The following is a 17,527-nucleotide window of genomic DNA, read 5'->3' on the forward strand; positions in this document are numbered from 1 at the left end:
CTTGCCGATTCTAAGCTGGCTCGGTATCAAACCGTCAAAATCACTGTGACGAGCTACTAGTGGTTCGGTTCTGATTGAATCAGAACCGAAGCTCCAGATTCTTGGTTTGACGCGTTTTCTCCACGCGAACCGGTACCCACTTCGCTCGAAAACGCTCCAGCACCGGCAAACGATCGATGATCCGCAAGCCCCGCCGCGAGGCGGGGTTTTGCTTTGCGTGAGTATCCCTGACGCTTTCATGTGAGTGGCGTTGACGCGATCGTGAAGCGCGGGGCTTGACGCCGACCGCTGTGCTCTTATACTAAACCATATGGTTAAGTATAAGGACGAGACGCTGGACCGCACCTTCGCGGCGCTTTCCGATCCCACCCGCCGGGCCTTGCTGGCGCGGCTCGGCGACCAGGACAGCCTGTCGGTGAGCAAACTGGCCCAGCCGTTTGCGATGTCGTTGCCCGCGATCATGAAGCATCTCGACGTGCTCTCGGATGCCGGCCTGATCGCGCGCGAGAAGACCGGTCGCACGGTGGCGTGCCGGCTCACCGCCCGGCCGATGGAGCAGGCGATGAACTGGCTCAATCACTACGCGCGCTTCTGGTCCGAAAATCTCGACCGCCTTGCCGCTTTTGTGGAGGAAGACCCATGGCCAACAAATCTGCTGCCGCCCTCGCTGACGCCGACCTCGCCGCGCGCCCAAGCCTCACCCTCACGCGCCGTCTCCGCGCGCGGCCGGAGAAAGTCTACGCCTCGTGGACCGAGCCGGAAAACCTAGTGCAGTGGTTCGGACCGGGGCAGGTAAAGCCCGGCACCACGCATGCGGATCTCGATGTCCGCGTCGGCGGACGCTACCGCATCAGCTTCAAGGGCCCGAGCGGCGAATATCATGAGGTCAGCGGCGTCTATCGCGAAGTTGTGCCGAATGAGCGGCTGGTGTTCAGCTGGGCCTGGCATTCGACGCCGGAGCGCGAGTCGCTGGTGACGATATCGATCAAGCCGGACGGCGGTGGCACGCTGTTGACCTTCCATCACGCGCAGTTCGTCGATGAGACCGCTCGCGACAATCACAAGCGCGGCTGGACCGAGTTCCTGGACAATCTGGAGAATTACGTCGCCTGAACGGCAGCAGAGGAGCATCCCATGCAACCGCACAAGATCGTCTCGCGCGAGGAATGGATCACGGCCCGCAAGGCCCTCATGGCCCGCGAGAAGGAACTCACCCGTGCTCGCGAAGCGCTGAGCAAGGAGCGCCGCCAGCTTCCCTGGGTCAAGATCGACAAGGACTACGTGTTCGACGGGCCGGACGGCAAGGTCACGCTGGCCGGGTTGTTCAAGGGGCGGCCGCAACTCGTGGTGCAGCATGTGATGTACGCACCGGAATGGGATGCGGCCTGCAAGAGCTGCTCGTTCTGGGTCGATGGCTTCGAGCGCATGGTGCCGCACCTCGCGGCACGCGACACCACGATGGTCGCGGTCTCGCGCGCCCCGCTGGCCAAGCTCGAGGCGTTCAAGACGCGGATGGGTTGGACCTTCGACTGGGTTTCGTCCGGGAACAACGACTTCAACTACGACTACGGCGTCTCGTTCACGCAAGAGCAGATCGATGCGGGGAATGCGAAGTACAATTACGGGACGACCCCGCTCTACGGCCCCGAGCTGCCCGGCATCAGCGTGTTCTATCGCGACGACGCCGGCGCCGTGTTCCACACCTATTCCACCTTCGCGCGCGGCCTCGACATGATGAACGCCGCCTATCACTATCTCGATCTGACGCCGCTCGGACGTCATGAAGAGGGTCTGCCCTATCCGATGGACTGGGTGCGGCTACGTGACCAGTACCAACCGGCGCCGGTTCAGGCATCCTGTTGTCATAGCTGACGCGGAGCACATCACCTTTCGTCATTGCGAGCGAAGCGAAGCAATCCATGGCGCTGCAAGTGCCGAAATGGATTGCTTCGTCGCTTCGCTCCTCGCAATGACGGTGACACAACAACAGGAAACGCCAATGCCATACGTCGATGGCTTCATCGTCGCCGTGCCGAAGAAGAAACTCAAAGCCTACGCAAAAATGTCGAAGACGGCCGGCAAGGTCTGGCGCGAGTTCGGTGCGCTGGATTATCGCGAATGGGTCGCCGACGACGTCAAGCCGGGCAAGCTCACGTCGTTTCCGCAGAGCGTGAAGCTGAAGTCCGGCGAAACCGTCGTGTTCGCCTGGATCACCTACAAGTCACGCGCCCAGCGCGACAAGATCAACGCCAAGGTGATGGCCGATCCGCGCATCGCGTCGATGAACATGAAGACGGTGCCGTTCGATGCCAAGCGCATGATCTATGGCGGCTTCACCAGCCTCGTGACGGTGTAGCGCCGCCACGCCATTGCCTTAACCAGGCATTAAGCATGTCGCCCAACCGCCCGCGGCGATCGCGCTTGCATTTACTTGGCGGTGCCGTATACTTTGCAATACAAAGTTCGGAAGCCAGATGCGCGACCTCGACAAGGCCTTGGCCGATATCCTCGCGATCCGCAGCCAGATTGCGGCGGGCACCGCGTTCCGCGGCTATGGCCCGGCGACGGTCGCCGCCACCAGCGGCATCGCGCTCCTTACCGCGCTCGCCCAGTATCTCTGGCTCGACGATCCGACCGGCCATCCGATCGCGTTCCTCGCCGGTTGGGCCGCGGCGGCGTTACTCTCCGCCGTTCTGATCTGGATCGAGATGCAGGCGCGCTCGCGTCGGCACCATTCTGGCCTCGCGGACGCGATGGTGCAGCAGGCGATCGAGCAATTCCTCCCCGCCGCCATCGCCGGCGTGCTGCTCGCCGTCATGCAATGGAAGTTCGCACCCGAGACATTATGGATGCTCCCGGGCCTGTGGCAGATCCTTGTCAGCCTCGGTGTGTTTGCGTCGGTCCGATTGCTGCCGCGTACGATCGCGCTGGGCGGCGCCTGGTATTTCCTGTCGGGCTTCACGGTGCTTCTGATCGCAAGCCAGAGCCACGCATTGTCGCCCTGGACGATGGGCCTGCCGTTTGCGATCGGCCAGCTTCTGCTGGCCGCGCTGCTCTATTTCGCTTCCGGAGACAACGATGCCGAAGACTGACGCGACCAGCGCGCCCTTTGCCTATGAGGGCCTCGACCGCGTGATCCACGAGAAGGCGCGGCTCGGGCTGCTCACCTCGCTGATGGCGCATCCGAAGGGGCTCGCCTTCGCCGATCTCAAGCAGCTCTGCGGCCTCACCGACGGCAATCTCAGCCGGCACCTGCAGGTGCTGCAGGAGGCGGGCCTCGTCGACGTCATCAAGGGCTATGAGGGCAATCGCCCGCACACCACCTGCCGCCTGACGAGGACCGGCCGGCGCCGCTTCCTCGACTACCTCGCGGTGCTGGAACAACTGGTGCGCGATGCCGCAAAAGCCGCCGGCAAGGACGAGAGCGCAGCCGGCCGTCTCGGCATCCAACCCGCCTGACCCCCATGCATTTTTTTGTCCGGAGACTTTGTGATGCAAAGTAACGCCTCGCTCGAAGCGGTCGCCGCTGCACGGCTGCATGTCGGCATCATCATGGATGGCAACGGCCGCTGGGCGACGCGGCGCGGCCTGTCGCGGTTGCGCGGGCACGAGGCCGGGGTCGAGGCGATCCGCCGCGTGGTTGAGGCGGCGCCCGACCAGGGCGTCGGCACGCTGACGCTCTATGCCTTCTCGAGCGACAATTGGCGACGCCCCAAGGCCGAGGTGACGGCACTGATGACGCTTCTGCGGTTCTATCTCGCCAACGAGATCGAGGCGCTGGTGCGCAACGACGTCCGCCTCACGGTGATCGGCCGCCGCGATCGCCTGCCCGACGGCATCGCCAGCGCGATTGCGCGCGCTGAGGCTGCGACCGTCGATGGCACGACGCTCCATCTGCGCATCGCGATCGACTACTCGGCACGAGATGCAATCCTGAGCGCCGCCGCGCACGCGGCGACCGCCGGACAACTGACCCGCGAGCGGTTCGCCGATCTCATCACCGGCGAGACCAATCTGCGCGATGTCGACCTCATCATCCGCACCTCCGGCGAGAAGCGGCTATCGGACTTCCTGCTCTGGGAAGGCGCCTACGCGGAACTGCATTTCACCGAGCGGATGTGGCCCGAATTCGATGCCGACGATCTCGCCGACGCGCTCGCCTCGTTCCATCGCCGCGAGCGTCGTTTCGGCGGGCTGACGGCGATGGCGCCGGAAGAGGTGCCGAACCTCTAACGCCTGGTCCGCGACCGGGCGGCGCTGCCATCGCCCGGACATCGCTTCCAAAAGCCCGACCGGGGGGTTGGGCTCCTTCACAAGACGCGGGGACGAACGATCACGCCAACCAAAGCGGGAGCGATCATCCATGCGCCTACTTCTGATTAACGTGCCGCATCCTTCGATCGGCAGCCGAATTCCGGACGACCACCTGCCGCCGCTCGGCCTGTTGTCGATCGGCGGTCCCTTGATCGACGATGGTCACGAGGTTCGCCTGCTCGACGCCGAGTTCGGTCCGATGCCGGTCGCAGCGATCGTCGCGGAGGCGTCGGGTTTTGCTCCGGACGCCGTGCTGTTCGGCCATTCCGGTTCGACCTCCGGCCATCCTGTCATCGCCGAGGTGGCGCAGGCGATCGGGAGGGTGCTGCCGAACGTGCTGATCGTCTATGGCGGCGTGTTCCCCACCTATCATTGGCGCGAGATCCTGCACGAGGAGCCTCATGTCACGGCGATCGTCCGCGGCGAGGGGGAGGAGATCGCGCGGCGCCTGATGCACGCACTGGAATATGGCGGCGATCTCGCTGCCGTCGCCGGTATCGCGTTCCGCGACGAACACGGCGCGCGAGCGACGCCGCCCGCACCCGTCATCCGTGACCTCGATGCCTACCGCGTCGGCTGGGAGCTGATCGACCACGCGCGCTACAGCTACTGGGGCGGATTGCGCGCGGTCGTCGTGCAGTTTTCGCGCGGCTGTCCGCATCTGTGCAACTATTGCGGCCAACGCGGCTTCTGGACGCGATGGCGGCATCGCGATCCTGTCCGCTTCGCCAAAGAGCTGGCGCGACTGCATCGCGAGCATGGCGTCAAGGTGATCAACTTCGCCGACGAGAATCCGACGGTCTCGAAAAAAGCCTGGCGGAGTTTTCTCGAGGCGCTGATCGCGGAGAATGTCGATCTTATTCTGGTCGGCTCGACCCGCGCCGACGATATCGTTCGCGATGCCGACATCCTGCATCTCTACAAGAAAGCCGGCTGGCAGCGCTTCCTGCTCGGCATGGAGAACACCGACGAGAAGACGCTGGAACTGATCCGCAAGGGTGCGACCACGACAACCGATCGCGAGGCCATCCGGCTGATGCGCCGGCACGGCATCCTGTCGATGGCGACCTGGGTGGTCGGCTTCGAAGAGGAAACCGATCGCGATCACTGGCGGGGTTTAAGGCAACTTCTGTCTTACGATCCCGACCAGATCCAGATGCTCTATGTCACGCCGCATCGCTGGACGCCGTATTTCCGTCTCGCCGCAGGCCGCCGTGTGATCCAGACCGATCGTCGGCGCTGGGACTACAAGCATCAGGTGCTGGCGACGCGGCACATGCCGCCATGGCGCGTGCTGCTCTGGTTCAAGTTCACCGAGATGGTGCTGCAATGCCGTCCGAAGGCGCTGCTTCGCGTCGTCTTCCATCACGACGCCGGCCTGCGCCACGCCATGCGCTGGTACACGCAGATGGGGCGGCGGGTCTGGCCGCATGAGATTCTCGGCTTCCTGCGCGACCGCAGGCTCAAGCATGGACCGACGGTGCAGGAATTTTGGGGCGCACCGCAGGATAAGGAAGAGGAGTCGATGACTTCAGCGCGTCCCGAGCGACGCGTCGGAATCCCCAAGGCGGCGTAAGCACATACCGTCACGTTGAGTTCTGGATAACTGCCGCCGTTCACTGGACGGCCGAGTCACCGGCGCGATAGTTTCCGCGCCGGCTGCGCAGAACAAAAAGAACCGTGGCGGTCGAGGCGTTGGTGAGCATACAGGTTGCGATTCTGAAAGTATTGGCCAGTCACGGCAGCGGCCGAGCCACACTCAATTCCCTCAAGCATGACCTTGCGATCCTCGCGTCCAGCGAGGCCGGACTGGCATGCGCGGATCAAGCGCCTCGCGGCGCGGGTCCAGGGCATCAATATCTTTGGCAACGGCTATGTGCTGCGTGACGCGGACGGTTGGGAGATCACGTCCGCCGGCCGCGAATTCCTGCGTGCGCTGGAAGCCGTGACGCAGGACAATGCGCCGCCCGTGCCGCCGGTGACGACGACGGACCATGCCCAGGAAAAAGAAAAATCCCGAGGCGAATTCCAGGGCAAACTGATCGTCGTCGGCCAGGGCAAGTCCACCGTGATCCTGCGCAAACGAAGCCGGGGCGCCGTCGACCGCTCTCGGAGCAGCATTGAACCTCGACGCGTCGCGCGCGACCTAACTGTAGAGCATGGCTTGGAGGTCGCGAATGACTGCTTTGGCTCAATCGATCGCGCGGGCGTTTCCCGCGGACTCGCTTCAAATCACGATTGTCCGGCATGTCCTGATGTTCGTTCTCGCCGGGCTGTTCGTTGCGATCCTTGCGGCCACCTACGGCCTCGATCTCAGCCCGGGCTTTTTCTAGGGCTGCTCCCGGCACGACGTTTTTCGGCTGCGCGTCATACTAGGTTAACCGGGTTGGGATAGCTAAGCGCACGCTTCTTTTCATTTTTTGAACCCGGGCCGATCTCCCATGGACAAGCCGATGCGCTGCCAATGCGGCAGGACGCGAACCATTGTGCTCGACAGGCATTTCCGCACCGCGCTGGTGTGCCAGAAATGCGATGAGGTCGAGCACGCCGAGCCCGTCAAGGTACCTGAGAAGGTGCAGACGGCGCGATAGCGCGGTCGTTTTCCTCGCCAAAACCCGCTAGGCTTCGCTCCCCGAAACGGTCCAAGGCGAAGCTGTCAGATGCCGCACCCCTCCGATCCCGCCCATGCCGCTGTGACGCTTGCCGATATCCGCGCAGCGGCGGCGACCATCCGTGATTCGATCATGGTGACGGCCTGCAATGAGAGCCGCACGCTTGGCGAGATTTGCGGCTGTCGGCTGTTCCTGAAGTTCGAGAACCTGCAATTCACCGCGACGTTCAAGGAACGCGGCGCGCTGAATCGCCTGCAGGCGCTGTCGCCCGACGAGCGCAAGCGTGGCGTCATCGCGATGTCCGCGGGCAATCACGCCCAGGGCGTGGCCTACCACGCAAAGCGGCTCGGCATTCCCGCAACCATCGTGATGCCGATCGGCACTCCGATGGTGAAGATCGAGAACACAAGGCGCCACGGTGCCGACGTCATCATCACCGGGCAGACGCTCGAGGAGGCGGCCGCCTTCGTCAAGACGCATGCCAGCGAGCACGGGCTGGTCCTGATCCATCCCTATGACGATCCGCTGATCATCGCCGGCCAGGGCACGATCGGGCTTGAAATGCTCGAGGCCGTACCAGAGCTCGATGTCCTCGTCGTGCCGATCGGCGGCGGCGGGCTGATCTCCGGCATCGCGACAGCAGCGAAAGCGCTGAAACCTTCGCTGCGGGTCATCGGCGTGCAGGCACAGCTCTATCCGTCGATGTACAACGCGATCCGCGGCGAGCATCTGCCGATGCGCGGCGATACGCTCGCCGAGGGAATTGCGGTGAAGTCGCCCGGGCAGATCACCACGGCAATCGTCCGCGATCTCGTCGACGACATCCTACTTGTCACGGAAGACCAGATCGAGCGCGCGGTGGCGACGCTGATCTCGATCGAGAAGACCGTGGTCGAAGGCGCTGGCGCGGCAGGACTTGCCGCGGTGCTTGCGGCGCCGGAGCGGTTCGCCGGCCGCAACGTCGGCCTTGTGCTGACCGGCGGCAACATCGACACAAGGCTGATCGCCTCGGTGTTGACCCGGGAGCTGGCGCGCGAGGGCCGGCTGACCCAGCTCGCGCTCGACATCGTCGATCGCCCCGGCCAGCTCGCCGCGGTGTCGAACCTGCTTGCCGCCGCAGGCGCCAACATCATCGAAGTCTCGCACCAGCGCACGTTCTCCGATCTGCCGGCGAAAGCGACCTTGCTCGAGCTTGTGATCGAGACCCGCGATCGCGCGCATCTGGAGGACGTGCTGGCGAAGCTCGGCGCGGAGGGATTTGCGGTGAGGTGCGGCTAGGGGACAAGCCTAATTGGTTCGTTGCTTGGACCAACGTGCAATCTATCTCCGTCATCCCCGCGCAAGGGCGTAGCCGTTGCGCGGGGATGACGGTCCAGAGCCGCGCTGAACGGACTTCCTAATCACCGGCCGCCAGCTCGGCGAGCTTGGCGATCGTGTTGATGTTGCGTGCGGTGCCGTTGGCGGCCGCCGGAATCTTCAGCTTCGAGCGGCCCATGCCGCTGCCATAGGCGACATAGATCTCGCGCTTGCCGAGCCGGATCTGTTCGTCCTGCTGGCCTTTGACATCCTTCAGCGCGTCCCTGGGCGGCGCCTCGTCGAGGAAGATCGCAACCGTCCAGTTCGGCGGCTCCTTCGAGAACGGATTGGCCTTCAGCACCGCGGCCATCTCGTCGGCGGTGCGGATCGCGACGCCGACCGGTTTGCCGGCATAGGCCGCCAGCCGCTTCTCCAGCGCGGCCTTGACCTTCGCCGCGCCGAGTTTGGACGAAAACACCACATTGCCGCTGGCAATGTAGGTCTGCACATCGGCAAAGCCTTCGTCGATGCACATCGCCTTCAGCTCGGTCATCGGCAGCTTGCCGGTGCCGCCGACATTGACCGCGCGGAGCAGGGCCACATAATGGGGCATTCGTGCCTCAGGCCAACAGCAGGGCCATGCCGGGATCGCCCTTCTCCATCGCCCGCTGGTACGCCGGTCGCGCGGCAATGCGGCCGAGATAGCTCTTGATGTTGGGGCAGCGCCCGAGATCGTAGGGCAGGAAATAGCGCATCGTCGTCAGCGAAAACACGATCATGATGTCGGCCGACGTCAACGCGTCGCCCGCGAGATGGCTGGCTTCACGCAGACGCGCGTCGATCAGGTCGAAGGAGCGGTCGACCCGTGCCTTCGTCGCGACCAGCATCGGATTGTCGGCGGCAAGGTTCAGCCGGTTCAGGATCATGTTGCGACCCATCTGCGCCTGCAGCGTGCCGTTGGCGAAGTGGAACCAGAAAAGGAATTGCGCGTAGTCGGGATGATCGGGTTTCGGCGCAAGCCGGCCGTTGCCGTATTTGCCGATGATGTACTCGACCACGGCGCCGGATTCCGCTAGCACCAGCGCGCCGTCGGTAATGACGGGCGCGGTTCCGGTCGGATGCAGCGCCTTGTAATCGGGCGGCGCCAGCATGGTTACGGGATCGCGCGCATAACGCTTCAGCTCGTAGGGAATTCCGAGCTCCTCGCACAGCCAGACGATCCGCTCGGATTGCGACTTGCCGAGATGGTGGACGGTAAGCATGACTGAACCCTCAGGCTTCCTCTTTCTTTTTCGTGGATTTCTTCGCCGGCGGCGGCTCTTCCATCGCCTTCTTCATCGCGCGGGCGTAGGCGTCGGCGGCGTTCTCGGCGGAGTTCTGCAGCCGCTTGGCGGTCGCCGTCGCGTTCAGCAGGGTGCTCTTCGCCATGAAGCGGAACCGGGCCTTTGCGTCCTTGTCCTTGGCCTTGGCGGCGCGCGCCACCCACACGGCCTGGCGTTTCCGGGCGGCCGCCATCACGGCCTTGGTCTGTGCTCTTGCGGTTTGCCGGATAACGGCGTCGAGGTCGGCTTCAGCCATTCACATGCACTCTTGACTGCGATGCGCGCCGGGCGGGCGCATCGGTTTTGGAAGGGAACTTATCAGTAGCGCAACCCGCCGGCTTTGAACATGCGATCCTGCGCTCGTCGTTGCCGGCGTGGTTACCATTGTCTCCGGCCGCGCGCTCCGGCATAACTGACCCCAAGCCTGCAGGGAGTGGCCCGCTGATGACGGGGCGGTTCAGTCGGCGCGATCTGGTTTCGTACACGGCGGCAATGGCCGCCGCGAGCGCGTCCCGCGCCGTTGCGGCCCCGCTCCGCGCCCTGCCGGAAGGTCACGATATCGACGCGGCAATACGGGCGAAGGTCGATGCCGGGGAGGTGCCCGGCGTGGTCGCGATGGCGGCGAGCGGGCGGGCCACGATCTATGAGGGCGCGTTCGGGGTCCGCGCCAGGGGCGCGGCGGCGAAGATGTCCGTCGACACCGTGTTTCGCATCGCCTCGATGATCAAGCTCCTGACCTCGGTCGCGGCGCTCCAGCTCGTCGAGCAGGGCAAGCTCCGCCTCGATGAGCCGGCAGCCAACATCGATCCGGCGCTTGCCGCGCCGCAGGTCCTCGCCGGCTTCGACCCGCAAGGCGCGCCGCAACTGCGGCCGGCGCGCAAGCCGATCACGTTGCGCAACCTCTTGTCGCACACGTCGGGCTTCAGCTATCCGCTCTGGGACGCCGACGTCGTGCGCTATTCGCGGGCCGCGCGCGCCAACAAGTCGTTGCCGCGCAGCGTGCTGACGTTCGATCCCGACAGCCGCTGGGCCTATGGCGGCAGCCTCGACCGCGTCGGCCGTCTCGTCGAAATCGCAAGCGGGCAGACGCTCGACCGCTATTTCGCCGATCATATCCTTGGGCCGCTCGGCATGAGCGACACCGGCTTTACGATCACCGACAAGCAGCGCGCCCGCGAGGCGCATCTGCATGTGCGCGAGCGCGACGGCACGCTGGTGACGCAGCCGCTCGAGCACCACACCGCGCCCAGGACGTTCTCGGGCGGCGGCGGCATCTATTCGACGGCGCCGGATTACCTGATCCTGCTGCAGGCGCTGCTGAACAGCGGCAGCATCGGCGGCACATCGATCCTGCGGCCTGAGACGGTGGCGCTGATGGCCGCCAACCAGATCGGCAATCTCGATGCCGGCGTCATGAGGACGACCAATCCGGCGATCTCGAACGACGTCGACTTCTTCCCGGGCACGCGGCTCGGCTGGGGCCTCGGGCACATGATCAATCTCGATCCCGTGCGCAATGCCCGTAAGGCCGGCAGCCTAACCTGGGCCGGCCTCTACAACACCTATTACTGGATCGACCCCTCCTCCGGCGTCGCCGGCGTGATCATGATGCAGATCCTGCCGTTTGCCGATACCCGCGCGCTCGCGACCTATCGCGCGTTCGAGGGCGCGATCTACCGGGCCACGAAAGCGGTGTAGTCCCCGACAGGTTGTACTGGAGTCCGTCCACGCGCGGCGGCGCGTCCACGCGCGCAATAGACCGCCGGCGATACGAAAGTATGGGGGTGGCGCGGAGCGAATGTAGGGGGCGGGCGAGCGGGCGATTGGCGGTATATCGCGTTCAAGCCGCGCTGGTTGAAGCGCGCATCATTCTCACACATTGGGGAGGAGAGCTTGATACGCCTGCTGTTGCTGCTGCCGTTCATCGGCCTGATGATCGTGCCCTTCTACAACATCAAGGAACCGCTGCTGCTCGGTTTCCCATTCTTCTATTGGTACCAGCTCGCCTGGGTGCCGCTGACCTCGCTTCTCACCTACATCGTCTACAGGAGCGTGCGCGATGTTGAATGATGTCGACAGCGCGGCTCTGGCCGTCTTCATCGTCTTGTTCCTGCTCGTCACCGGCATGGGGTTCGTGGCCTCGCGCTGGCGCAAGCCCGAGACCCTCGCCCATCTCGACGAATGGGGCCTTGGCGGCCGCAAGTTCGGCACCTGGATCACCTGGTTCCTGGTCGGCGGCGATTTCTACACCGCCTATACCGTGATCGCCGTTCCGGCGCTGGTCTATGCCGTCGGAGCCTACGGCTTCTTTGCCTTGCCCTACACCATCATCGTCTATCCCTTCGTGTTCGCGGTGATGCCGGTGTTGTGGAAGGTCGCGAAGGAGAAGGGCTACGTCACTGCCGGCGACGTGGTGCGGGGGCGCTACGGCTCACGAGGCCTCGAGCTCGCGGTTGCCGCAACCGGCGTGCTGGCGACGATGCCCTACATCGCGCTGCAGCTGATCGGCATGGAGGTCGCCATCAAGGGGCTCGGCCTGCACGGCGAGATTCCTCTGATCCTCGCCTTCCTGGTGCTCGCGCTCTACACCTATTCGTCCGGGCTGCGTGCACCGGCCCTGATCGCCTTCGTCAAGGACATCATGATCTACATCGTGGTGATCGCCGCGATCGCGATCGTGCCGTCGAAGCTCGGCGGCTACGGTGAGATCTTCACCGCGGCGGACACCGCGTTCAAGGCCAAAGGGTCGGGCGGTATCCTGCTGTCGCCGGCGCAGGTCTTCCCCTACGCCTCGCTAGCGCTGGGCTCGGCGCTCGCAGCCTTCATGTATCCGCACACGCTGACCGGCATCTTCGCTTCGTCGGGAGGCAACACGATCCGCAAGAATGCGGTGCTGTTGCCGGCCTATACGCTGCTGCTCGGCCTGCTCGCGCTGCTCGGCTACATGGGGCATGCCGCCGGACTGAAGCTCGCCAGCAACAATGACGTCGTGCCGGCGTTGTTCAAGACCTTGTTCCCGGGCTGGTTCGCGGGATTTGCCTTCTCCGCGATCGCGATCGGCGCGCTGGTGCCGGCCGCAGTGATGAGCATCGGTGCCGCCAACCTGTTCACGCGCAACTTCTGGAAGGTCTGGATCAACCCAGCCGTCACGCCGGCCGGCGAGGCCAAGGTCGCCAAGATCACCTCGATGCTGGTGAAGGTCGGGGCGCTGCTCGCGATCCTCCTGATGCCGACGCAGTTCGCGCTCGACCTGCAGCTGCTCGGCGGCCTCTGGATCCTGCAGACGCTGCCGGCGCTGGTGTTCGGCCTCTACCTGAACTGGTTCTCGAGCACGTCGCTGCTCGTCGGCTGGGCGATCGGTCTCATCGGCGGTTCGTGGCTGGCCTGGTCGGACGGGCTGAAGCCGCTGCACAGCATCGACTTCGGCGCGGGCCCCGTTGCCATCTATACCGGCCTGATCGCGCTCGCGCTCAACGTGGCGGTGGCGATCCTCGTCAACCTCGCGCTCAAGGGCCTGTCGCAGCCGCGGCCGGCCAGCGAGGCCGCCTGAGCCGGATGCCCGATCGGCGGCCGGGTCCCGAATCCGGCCGCCGATCGGGTGCCCATTTTGGACCGATCATGCTCTAGATCCTTGTTCTGACGCGTTTTCTTGACGCGAAGCGGTGCCCACTTCGCTCGAAAACGCTCTAATATCGGCGGCCCGCGGCGCGTCCTAGCGCGTCGCGGGCCGATCCCATGAGTGAGGTGTCCTTGCAGGGCTGGTTCGTTCTCGCAATCTCGGCGGCCTATGTGACCACGCTGTTCCTGATCGCCTGGTGGGGCGATCGACGCAGCGTCGACGGTCCGCTGGTGTCGCCGAATTCCTGGGCGGCCGCGGTCAGCTATTGCCTCACGCTGGCCGTCTACAACACGTCCTGGAGCTTTTACGGCTCGGTCGGCCGCGCCGCGACCAGCGGGCTCGACTTCGTCACCATCTATGTCGGCCCGACGCTGGTGCTGCTGTTCGCACAGCCGCTGCTGTCCAAGGTGATCGCGATCGCCAAGGCGCAGAACGTGACCTCGATCGCCGATTTCATCGCCGCACGCTACGGCAAAAGCCAGTCGTTGGCGGCGCTGGTGACGCTGGCCTCGCTGCTCGGCGTGCTGCCCTATATCGCGCTTCAGTTGAAGGCGGTCGGCAAGAGTTTCGATTATCTCATCCTGCAGCCGGAGCGGGCCAGCGCCGCCGCGATGCACTTCTGGCAGGACTCGGCCTTCGCGGTCGCGGCATCGATGGCGCTGTTCGCAATCATGTTCGGGGTCCGCCACGTCCATGCCAGCGAGCATCATCGCGGATTGATGCTGGCGATCGCATTCGAGAGCGTGGTCAAGCTGGTCGCGTTCCTGATCGTGGCGCTATTCGTGCTGTTCGGCATCGCCGGTGGTCCGGGCGAATTGCTGTCGCAGTTCCAGGCCGATCCGCAGCTCGACCGGATCCTCGCGCTCGATATCGGCCAGCCGGTCTGGCCCGCGACCATCATCATCTCGGCGATTGCGTTCCTGTGCCTGCCGCAAGCCTTCCACGTCGCCATCGTCGAGAATGAATCGCCCGATCATACGCGTACGGCGGCGTGGCTTTTCCCGATCTATCTCGCAACGTTCAGCCTGCTGATCCTACCGATCGCGGCCGCGGGCCTCGCCCGGTTCGGCGGCATGATGGACCCCGATACCTACGTCATCTCGCTGCCGATCGCGGCCGATGCGAAGACCATCAGCCTGATCGCTTTCCTGGGCGGGCTGTCGGCCGCCACCGGAATGGTGATCATGACCGCGGTGGCGTTGAGCACGATGCTGTGCAACGACGTCATCATGCCGCTGCTGCTACGCTGGCGCTTCCTCGGCCGGCGCGCGGCAAACTGGTCGGTCTCGACCACGCTGGTGGCGGTGCGCCGGTTCTCGATCGTCGGAATTCTGCTGCTGGCCTATCTGATGCACCGCCTGGTCAATCAGGGCTATCCGCTCACGGTGATCGGGCTCTTGTCATTCGTTGCCGTGGCGCAGTTCGGACCGGCCTTCATCGGTGGGCTGTTCTGGTCGCGTGCCAACAAGGCGGGCGCTTCGATCGGGATCGCGGTCGGCTTCGGCATCTGGGCCTATACTCTGCTGCTGCCGTCCGCCGGCCGGTTGTGGCCGGCGCTCGAACCGATCGCGCGCGACGGGCTGCTGCCCTGGCTCCGGCCCGGCGCGCTGTTCGGTCTCGAAGGGCTCGATCCGATCTCGCATGCCACGCTGTGGAGTCTCGCCGGCAATGTCGCCTGCTTTGTGCTGTTCTCGCTGCTTGGCCGCCAGTCGGCGATCGAGCGCAACCAGGCTGCCGCGTTCACGCAGGGCGCGACGCGCGAGACCGCGTCCACCCTGTCGTCGCGCGTCGTCGTCAGGCTTGACGATTTGCGCGCGCTCGCGATCCGCTTTGTCGGCAGCGAGCGCGGCGGAGCCGCATTCGATGCCTATCTCGCGGCGCGCCGGGCCGGGCGTGCGCCGCCGCTCGACCCGTCCGGGCTCGTCGATTTCGATTCGATCCGCTTCACCGAAAACCTGCTCGCCGGCGCCATCGGCGCGGCGTCGGCGCGCGTGGTGATCGCGGCGTCGCTCGAGGGACATTCGTTGTCGCGCCGGGCGGCGATGGCGATGCTGGACGAGGCCTCGGAAGCGCTTCGCTTCAGCCGTCATTTGCTGCAGAGCACCCTGGAAAGCGTGCCGCAAGGCATCTGTGCCTTCGACGCGGACTTCAACATCTCGGCGTGGAACGGTCGCTTCATCGAACTTCTCGACCTGCCGCCCGACTTCGTGCGGGTCGGCCTGCCGCTCGCCGATCTCATCGCCTACAATGTCGACCGTGGCGAATACGCGGCGTCCGAGTTCGCCGCGTTGCTGGTCAATCGCGACGTCGCGGCGCAGACCTGGCCCTATATCTATGAACGCAAGCGGCCGGACGGCACCGTGCTCGAAATCGTCTACGATAGAATCGCCGAGGGCGGCTACGTCTCGACCTATGCCGACGTCACCGAGCGGCATCGCGCGGCCGAGGCGCTGCGCCGCGTCAACGAGGATCTGGAGCGGCGTGTCGGCGAGCGGACCGAGGCGCTGGAGCGCGCCAAGGCCGACGCCGAGCAGGCCAATCTCGGCAAGACCCGTTTCCTGGCGGCGGCGAGCCATGATCTGCTGCAGCCGTTGAACGCGGCCCGGCTGTTCCTGTCGGCGCTCGATGAAAGTCTGCGGACACAGCCGAGCTCCGGCGACAAGGAGCGGACGCTGGCCGGCAGCGCCATCACGGCGCTGCGTTCGACCGAGCACGTCCTCGACATGCTGCTCGACATCTCTTCCTACGATTCAGGCGCGGTGCGCGCCGAGCCGGTCGATTTTCCGATCGCGGACCTGCTGGCGCAGCTGAGCGTCGAATTCGCGGCGCTGGCGCGTGAGCGCGGCCTGTCGTTGCGCGTGGTCGATTGTGCGCTCATGGTCCGCAGCGATCCGCATCTGTTGCGCCGCATCCTGCAGAACCTCTTGTCGAACGCCGTCCGCTATACGCCGAAGGGGAGCATCCTCCTGGGCTGCCGGCGCAACGCCGGCCAGGTCCGGATCGAGGTGTGGGACACCGGCGTTGGCATCGCCGACGCCGACCGCAGCAGGATATTTGAGGAGTTTCAGCGGCTCGCGCCCGGCACCGACAAGGGTCTTGGTCTCGGGCTTGCGATCGTCGATCGCGTCTCGCGGCTACTCGGGCACACGGTCGATGTGCGCTCGCGTCCGGGACGCGGTTCCTGCTTCGCCGTCACCGTTCCGCTGGCATCGGGTCCTGGCACCGCGCCGCGCCGAGAGCGCGCCGCGGCGACGCCGCTGCCGGCCGAACAGCCGCTGACGATCATGTGCCTCGACAACGACGCGACCATCCTGCAAGGGCTCGCGGCGCTGCTCGGCGGCTGGGGGCATCATGTCGTGACCGCGACCGATCATGCAGCCGCTATGGCGGCCGCGGCGGCCAGCCGGCCGGATGTCGTGCTGCTCGATCACCATCTGGACGGCGACCGCAGCGGACTGGATTTCCTTGATGATCTCCGGCGCGTGTCGACGGGTAATGTTTGCGCCCTGCTGATCACCGGTGATCGCAGCGAGGAGGTTCGCAACGCGGCCCGGGCACGCGGTTGCGAAATCCTGCTAAAGCCGATCAAACCCGCCGCGCTGCGCCGCTTCCTGAGCGGCGAGGCATTGACCCGGCGGCTTGCCCCACAAGAGGACCGACACCCGGCATGACCACGCGCATCGTCATCGGCGACGACCATCCGCTGGTGCAGGCCGCGCTGCAGAGCGCGCTGTCGGCCGTGCTCCCCGATCTCGAGATCGTCCCCTGCCAGTCGCTCGACGAGGTGCTGGCGGCCGTGCCGCCTCGCGTCGACGAGATCGACCTGATCCTGCTCGACCTGACGATGCCGGGCATTCAGGGGTTCGCGGCCCTGTTCATCCTGCTCGCGCAATTTCCGACGGTGCCGGTCGCGATCATTTCGGCACGGCAGGATGCCGCCACGATCCGCCGCGCCATCGCCTATGGTGCCTCGGGCTACATCCCGAAATCGCTCGGCCTGCCGGCGATGGCGGAGGCCATCACGCGCATCCTCGGCGGCGAGATCTGGATGCCGCCGAATATTGGCGGCCGCGGCTCGGTCCAGAGCGAGGACGTGGAACTGGCGGCGCGGGCGGCATCGCTCTCGGCACAGCAATTGCGCATCCTGGCGATGATCGTCGAAGGCAAGCTCAACAAGCAGATCGCGGGCGAACTCGGCATCGCCGAGCAGACCGTCAAGGGCCATGTCTCGACCATCCTGCGCAAGCTTGGTGTCGGATCACGCACCCAGGCCGCCGTCCTGGCCGAGAGGCTGTCGTTTGGACGCTAGAGCAGATTCTGATCAGACGCGATCATAACCGGCAGCGGCGAAGAAGTTCAGGCAC

The 17,527-nt window shown here is 65.2% G+C and carries 19 protein-coding genes; 16 read left to right on the forward strand and 3 right to left on the reverse strand.

All coding sequences use genetic code 11. The annotated features are described in order from the left end of the window. The first annotated feature begins 310 nt into the window (after positions 1-310). The 11 genes from ACFFWD_RS24535 to ACFFWD_RS24585 all read left to right on the forward strand — a co-directional run bounded on the left by ACFFWD_RS24535 (position 311) and on the right by ACFFWD_RS24585 (position 8,204). The gene (locus ACFFWD_RS24535) at positions 311-769 is read left to right on the forward strand and encodes an ArsR/SmtB family transcription factor (protein WP_376969394.1); all 459 of its coding nucleotides are present in this window, start codon (positions 311-313) and stop codon (positions 767-769) included. Next, positions 769-1,113, forward strand: coding sequence for an SRPBCC family protein (locus tag ACFFWD_RS24540; RefSeq protein ID WP_474796946.1), 345 nt, complete (start codon positions 769-771; stop codon positions 1,111-1,113). The genes ACFFWD_RS24535 and ACFFWD_RS24540 overlap by 1 nt, the downstream gene beginning before the upstream one ends. 21 nt (positions 1,114-1,134) lie before the next feature. After that, entirely contained in the window at positions 1,135-1,872 is a 738-nt protein-coding gene (locus tag ACFFWD_RS24545) for a DUF899 domain-containing protein (RefSeq protein WP_376969396.1), read from the forward strand. A gap of 127 nt (positions 1,873-1,999) precedes the next feature. Continuing rightward, positions 2,000-2,356 (forward strand): DUF1428 domain-containing protein, encoded by a 357-nt coding sequence (locus ACFFWD_RS24550; RefSeq protein ID WP_376969398.1) that lies wholly within the window; start codon positions 2,000-2,002, stop codon positions 2,354-2,356. Positions 2,357-2,474: 118 nt separating this feature from the next. After that, complete coding sequence (locus ACFFWD_RS24555; RefSeq protein WP_376969400.1) at positions 2,475-3,092, forward strand: hypothetical protein; 618 nt, start codon at positions 2,475-2,477, stop codon at positions 3,090-3,092. After that, a complete protein-coding gene (locus ACFFWD_RS24560) occupies positions 3,079-3,459 on the forward strand; it encodes a transcriptional regulator (RefSeq protein WP_376969402.1) in 381 nt (126 codons plus the stop codon). Before ACFFWD_RS24555 ends, ACFFWD_RS24560 begins: the two co-directional genes overlap by 14 nt. A 33-nt stretch (positions 3,460-3,492) precedes the next feature. Then, positions 3,493-4,233, forward strand: a complete 741-nt coding sequence (locus ACFFWD_RS24565; RefSeq protein WP_376969404.1) for a di-trans,poly-cis-decaprenylcistransferase — start codon at positions 3,493-3,495, stop codon at positions 4,231-4,233. Positions 4,234-4,363: 130 nt separating this feature from the next. Continuing rightward, positions 4,364-5,890 carry a magnesium-protoporphyrin IX monomethyl ester anaerobic oxidative cyclase gene (bchE, locus tag ACFFWD_RS24570; RefSeq protein WP_376969406.1) on the forward strand — a complete coding sequence of 509 codons (1,527 nt, stop codon included), beginning with the start codon at positions 4,364-4,366 and terminating at the stop codon, positions 5,888-5,890. Between the two features lie 610 nt (positions 5,891-6,500). Beyond that, entirely contained in the window at positions 6,501-6,647 is a 147-nt protein-coding gene (locus ACFFWD_RS24575) for a response regulator (protein WP_376969430.1), read from the forward strand. 108 nt (positions 6,648-6,755) lie between these two features. After that, positions 6,756-6,905 (forward strand): hypothetical protein, encoded by a 150-nt coding sequence (locus ACFFWD_RS24580; protein WP_376969408.1) that lies wholly within the window; start codon positions 6,756-6,758, stop codon positions 6,903-6,905. 69 nt (positions 6,906-6,974) lie between these two features. Continuing rightward, a complete protein-coding gene (locus tag ACFFWD_RS24585) occupies positions 6,975-8,204 on the forward strand; it encodes a threonine ammonia-lyase (protein WP_376969410.1) in 1,230 nt (409 codons plus the stop codon). Positions 8,205-8,322: 118 nt separating this feature from the next. On the opposite strand, the gene ACFFWD_RS24590 is transcribed toward ACFFWD_RS24585, so the two are convergent. From ACFFWD_RS24590 to ACFFWD_RS24600, 3 genes are read right to left on the reverse strand one after another with little or no spacing between them, the layout of a single operon-like run. Then, positions 8,323-8,835 (reverse strand): DUF1697 domain-containing protein, encoded by a 513-nt coding sequence (locus ACFFWD_RS24590; protein WP_376969412.1) that lies wholly within the window; start codon positions 8,833-8,835, stop codon positions 8,323-8,325. Positions 8,836-8,842: 7 nt separating this feature from the next. Then, positions 8,843-9,484: a glutathione S-transferase family protein gene (locus tag ACFFWD_RS24595; RefSeq protein ID WP_376969414.1), complete on the reverse strand. Its 642-nt coding sequence runs from the start codon at positions 9,482-9,484 to the stop codon at positions 8,843-8,845. Positions 9,485-9,494: 10 nt separating this feature from the next. Beyond that, positions 9,495-9,800: a hypothetical protein gene (locus ACFFWD_RS24600; protein WP_376969416.1), complete on the reverse strand. Its 306-nt coding sequence runs from the start codon at positions 9,798-9,800 to the stop codon at positions 9,495-9,497. Positions 9,801-9,988: 188 nt separating this feature from the next. Between ACFFWD_RS24600 and ACFFWD_RS24605 the strand changes: the two genes are divergently transcribed. The 5 genes from ACFFWD_RS24605 to ACFFWD_RS24625 all read left to right on the forward strand — a co-directional run bounded on the left by ACFFWD_RS24605 (position 9,989) and on the right by ACFFWD_RS24625 (position 17,472). Next, positions 9,989-11,242 carry a serine hydrolase domain-containing protein gene (locus ACFFWD_RS24605; protein WP_376969418.1) on the forward strand — a complete coding sequence of 418 codons (1,254 nt, stop codon included), beginning with the start codon at positions 9,989-9,991 and terminating at the stop codon, positions 11,240-11,242. 195 nt (positions 11,243-11,437) lie between these two features. Next, entirely contained in the window at positions 11,438-11,614 is a 177-nt protein-coding gene (locus tag ACFFWD_RS24610) for a DUF3311 domain-containing protein (RefSeq protein WP_376969421.1), read from the forward strand. Beyond that, positions 11,604-13,094, forward strand: a complete 1,491-nt coding sequence (gene mctP, locus ACFFWD_RS24615; RefSeq protein WP_376969424.1) for a monocarboxylate uptake permease MctP — start codon at positions 11,604-11,606, stop codon at positions 13,092-13,094. Before ACFFWD_RS24610 ends, mctP begins: the two co-directional genes overlap by 11 nt. A gap of 185 nt (positions 13,095-13,279) precedes the next feature. After that, positions 13,280-16,834, forward strand: coding sequence for a hybrid sensor histidine kinase/response regulator (locus ACFFWD_RS24620; protein ID WP_376969426.1), 3,555 nt, complete (start codon positions 13,280-13,282; stop codon positions 16,832-16,834). Continuing rightward, positions 16,831-17,472, forward strand: coding sequence for a response regulator transcription factor (locus ACFFWD_RS24625; RefSeq protein WP_376969428.1), 642 nt, complete (start codon positions 16,831-16,833; stop codon positions 17,470-17,472). The genes ACFFWD_RS24620 and ACFFWD_RS24625 overlap by 4 nt, the downstream gene beginning before the upstream one ends. The last annotated feature ends 55 nt before the right edge of the window (positions 17,473-17,527 follow it).

It is taken from the genome of Bradyrhizobium erythrophlei, assembly GCF_042430365.1.
Lineage (GTDB): Bacteria > Pseudomonadota > Alphaproteobacteria > Rhizobiales > Xanthobacteraceae > Bradyrhizobium > Bradyrhizobium erythrophlei.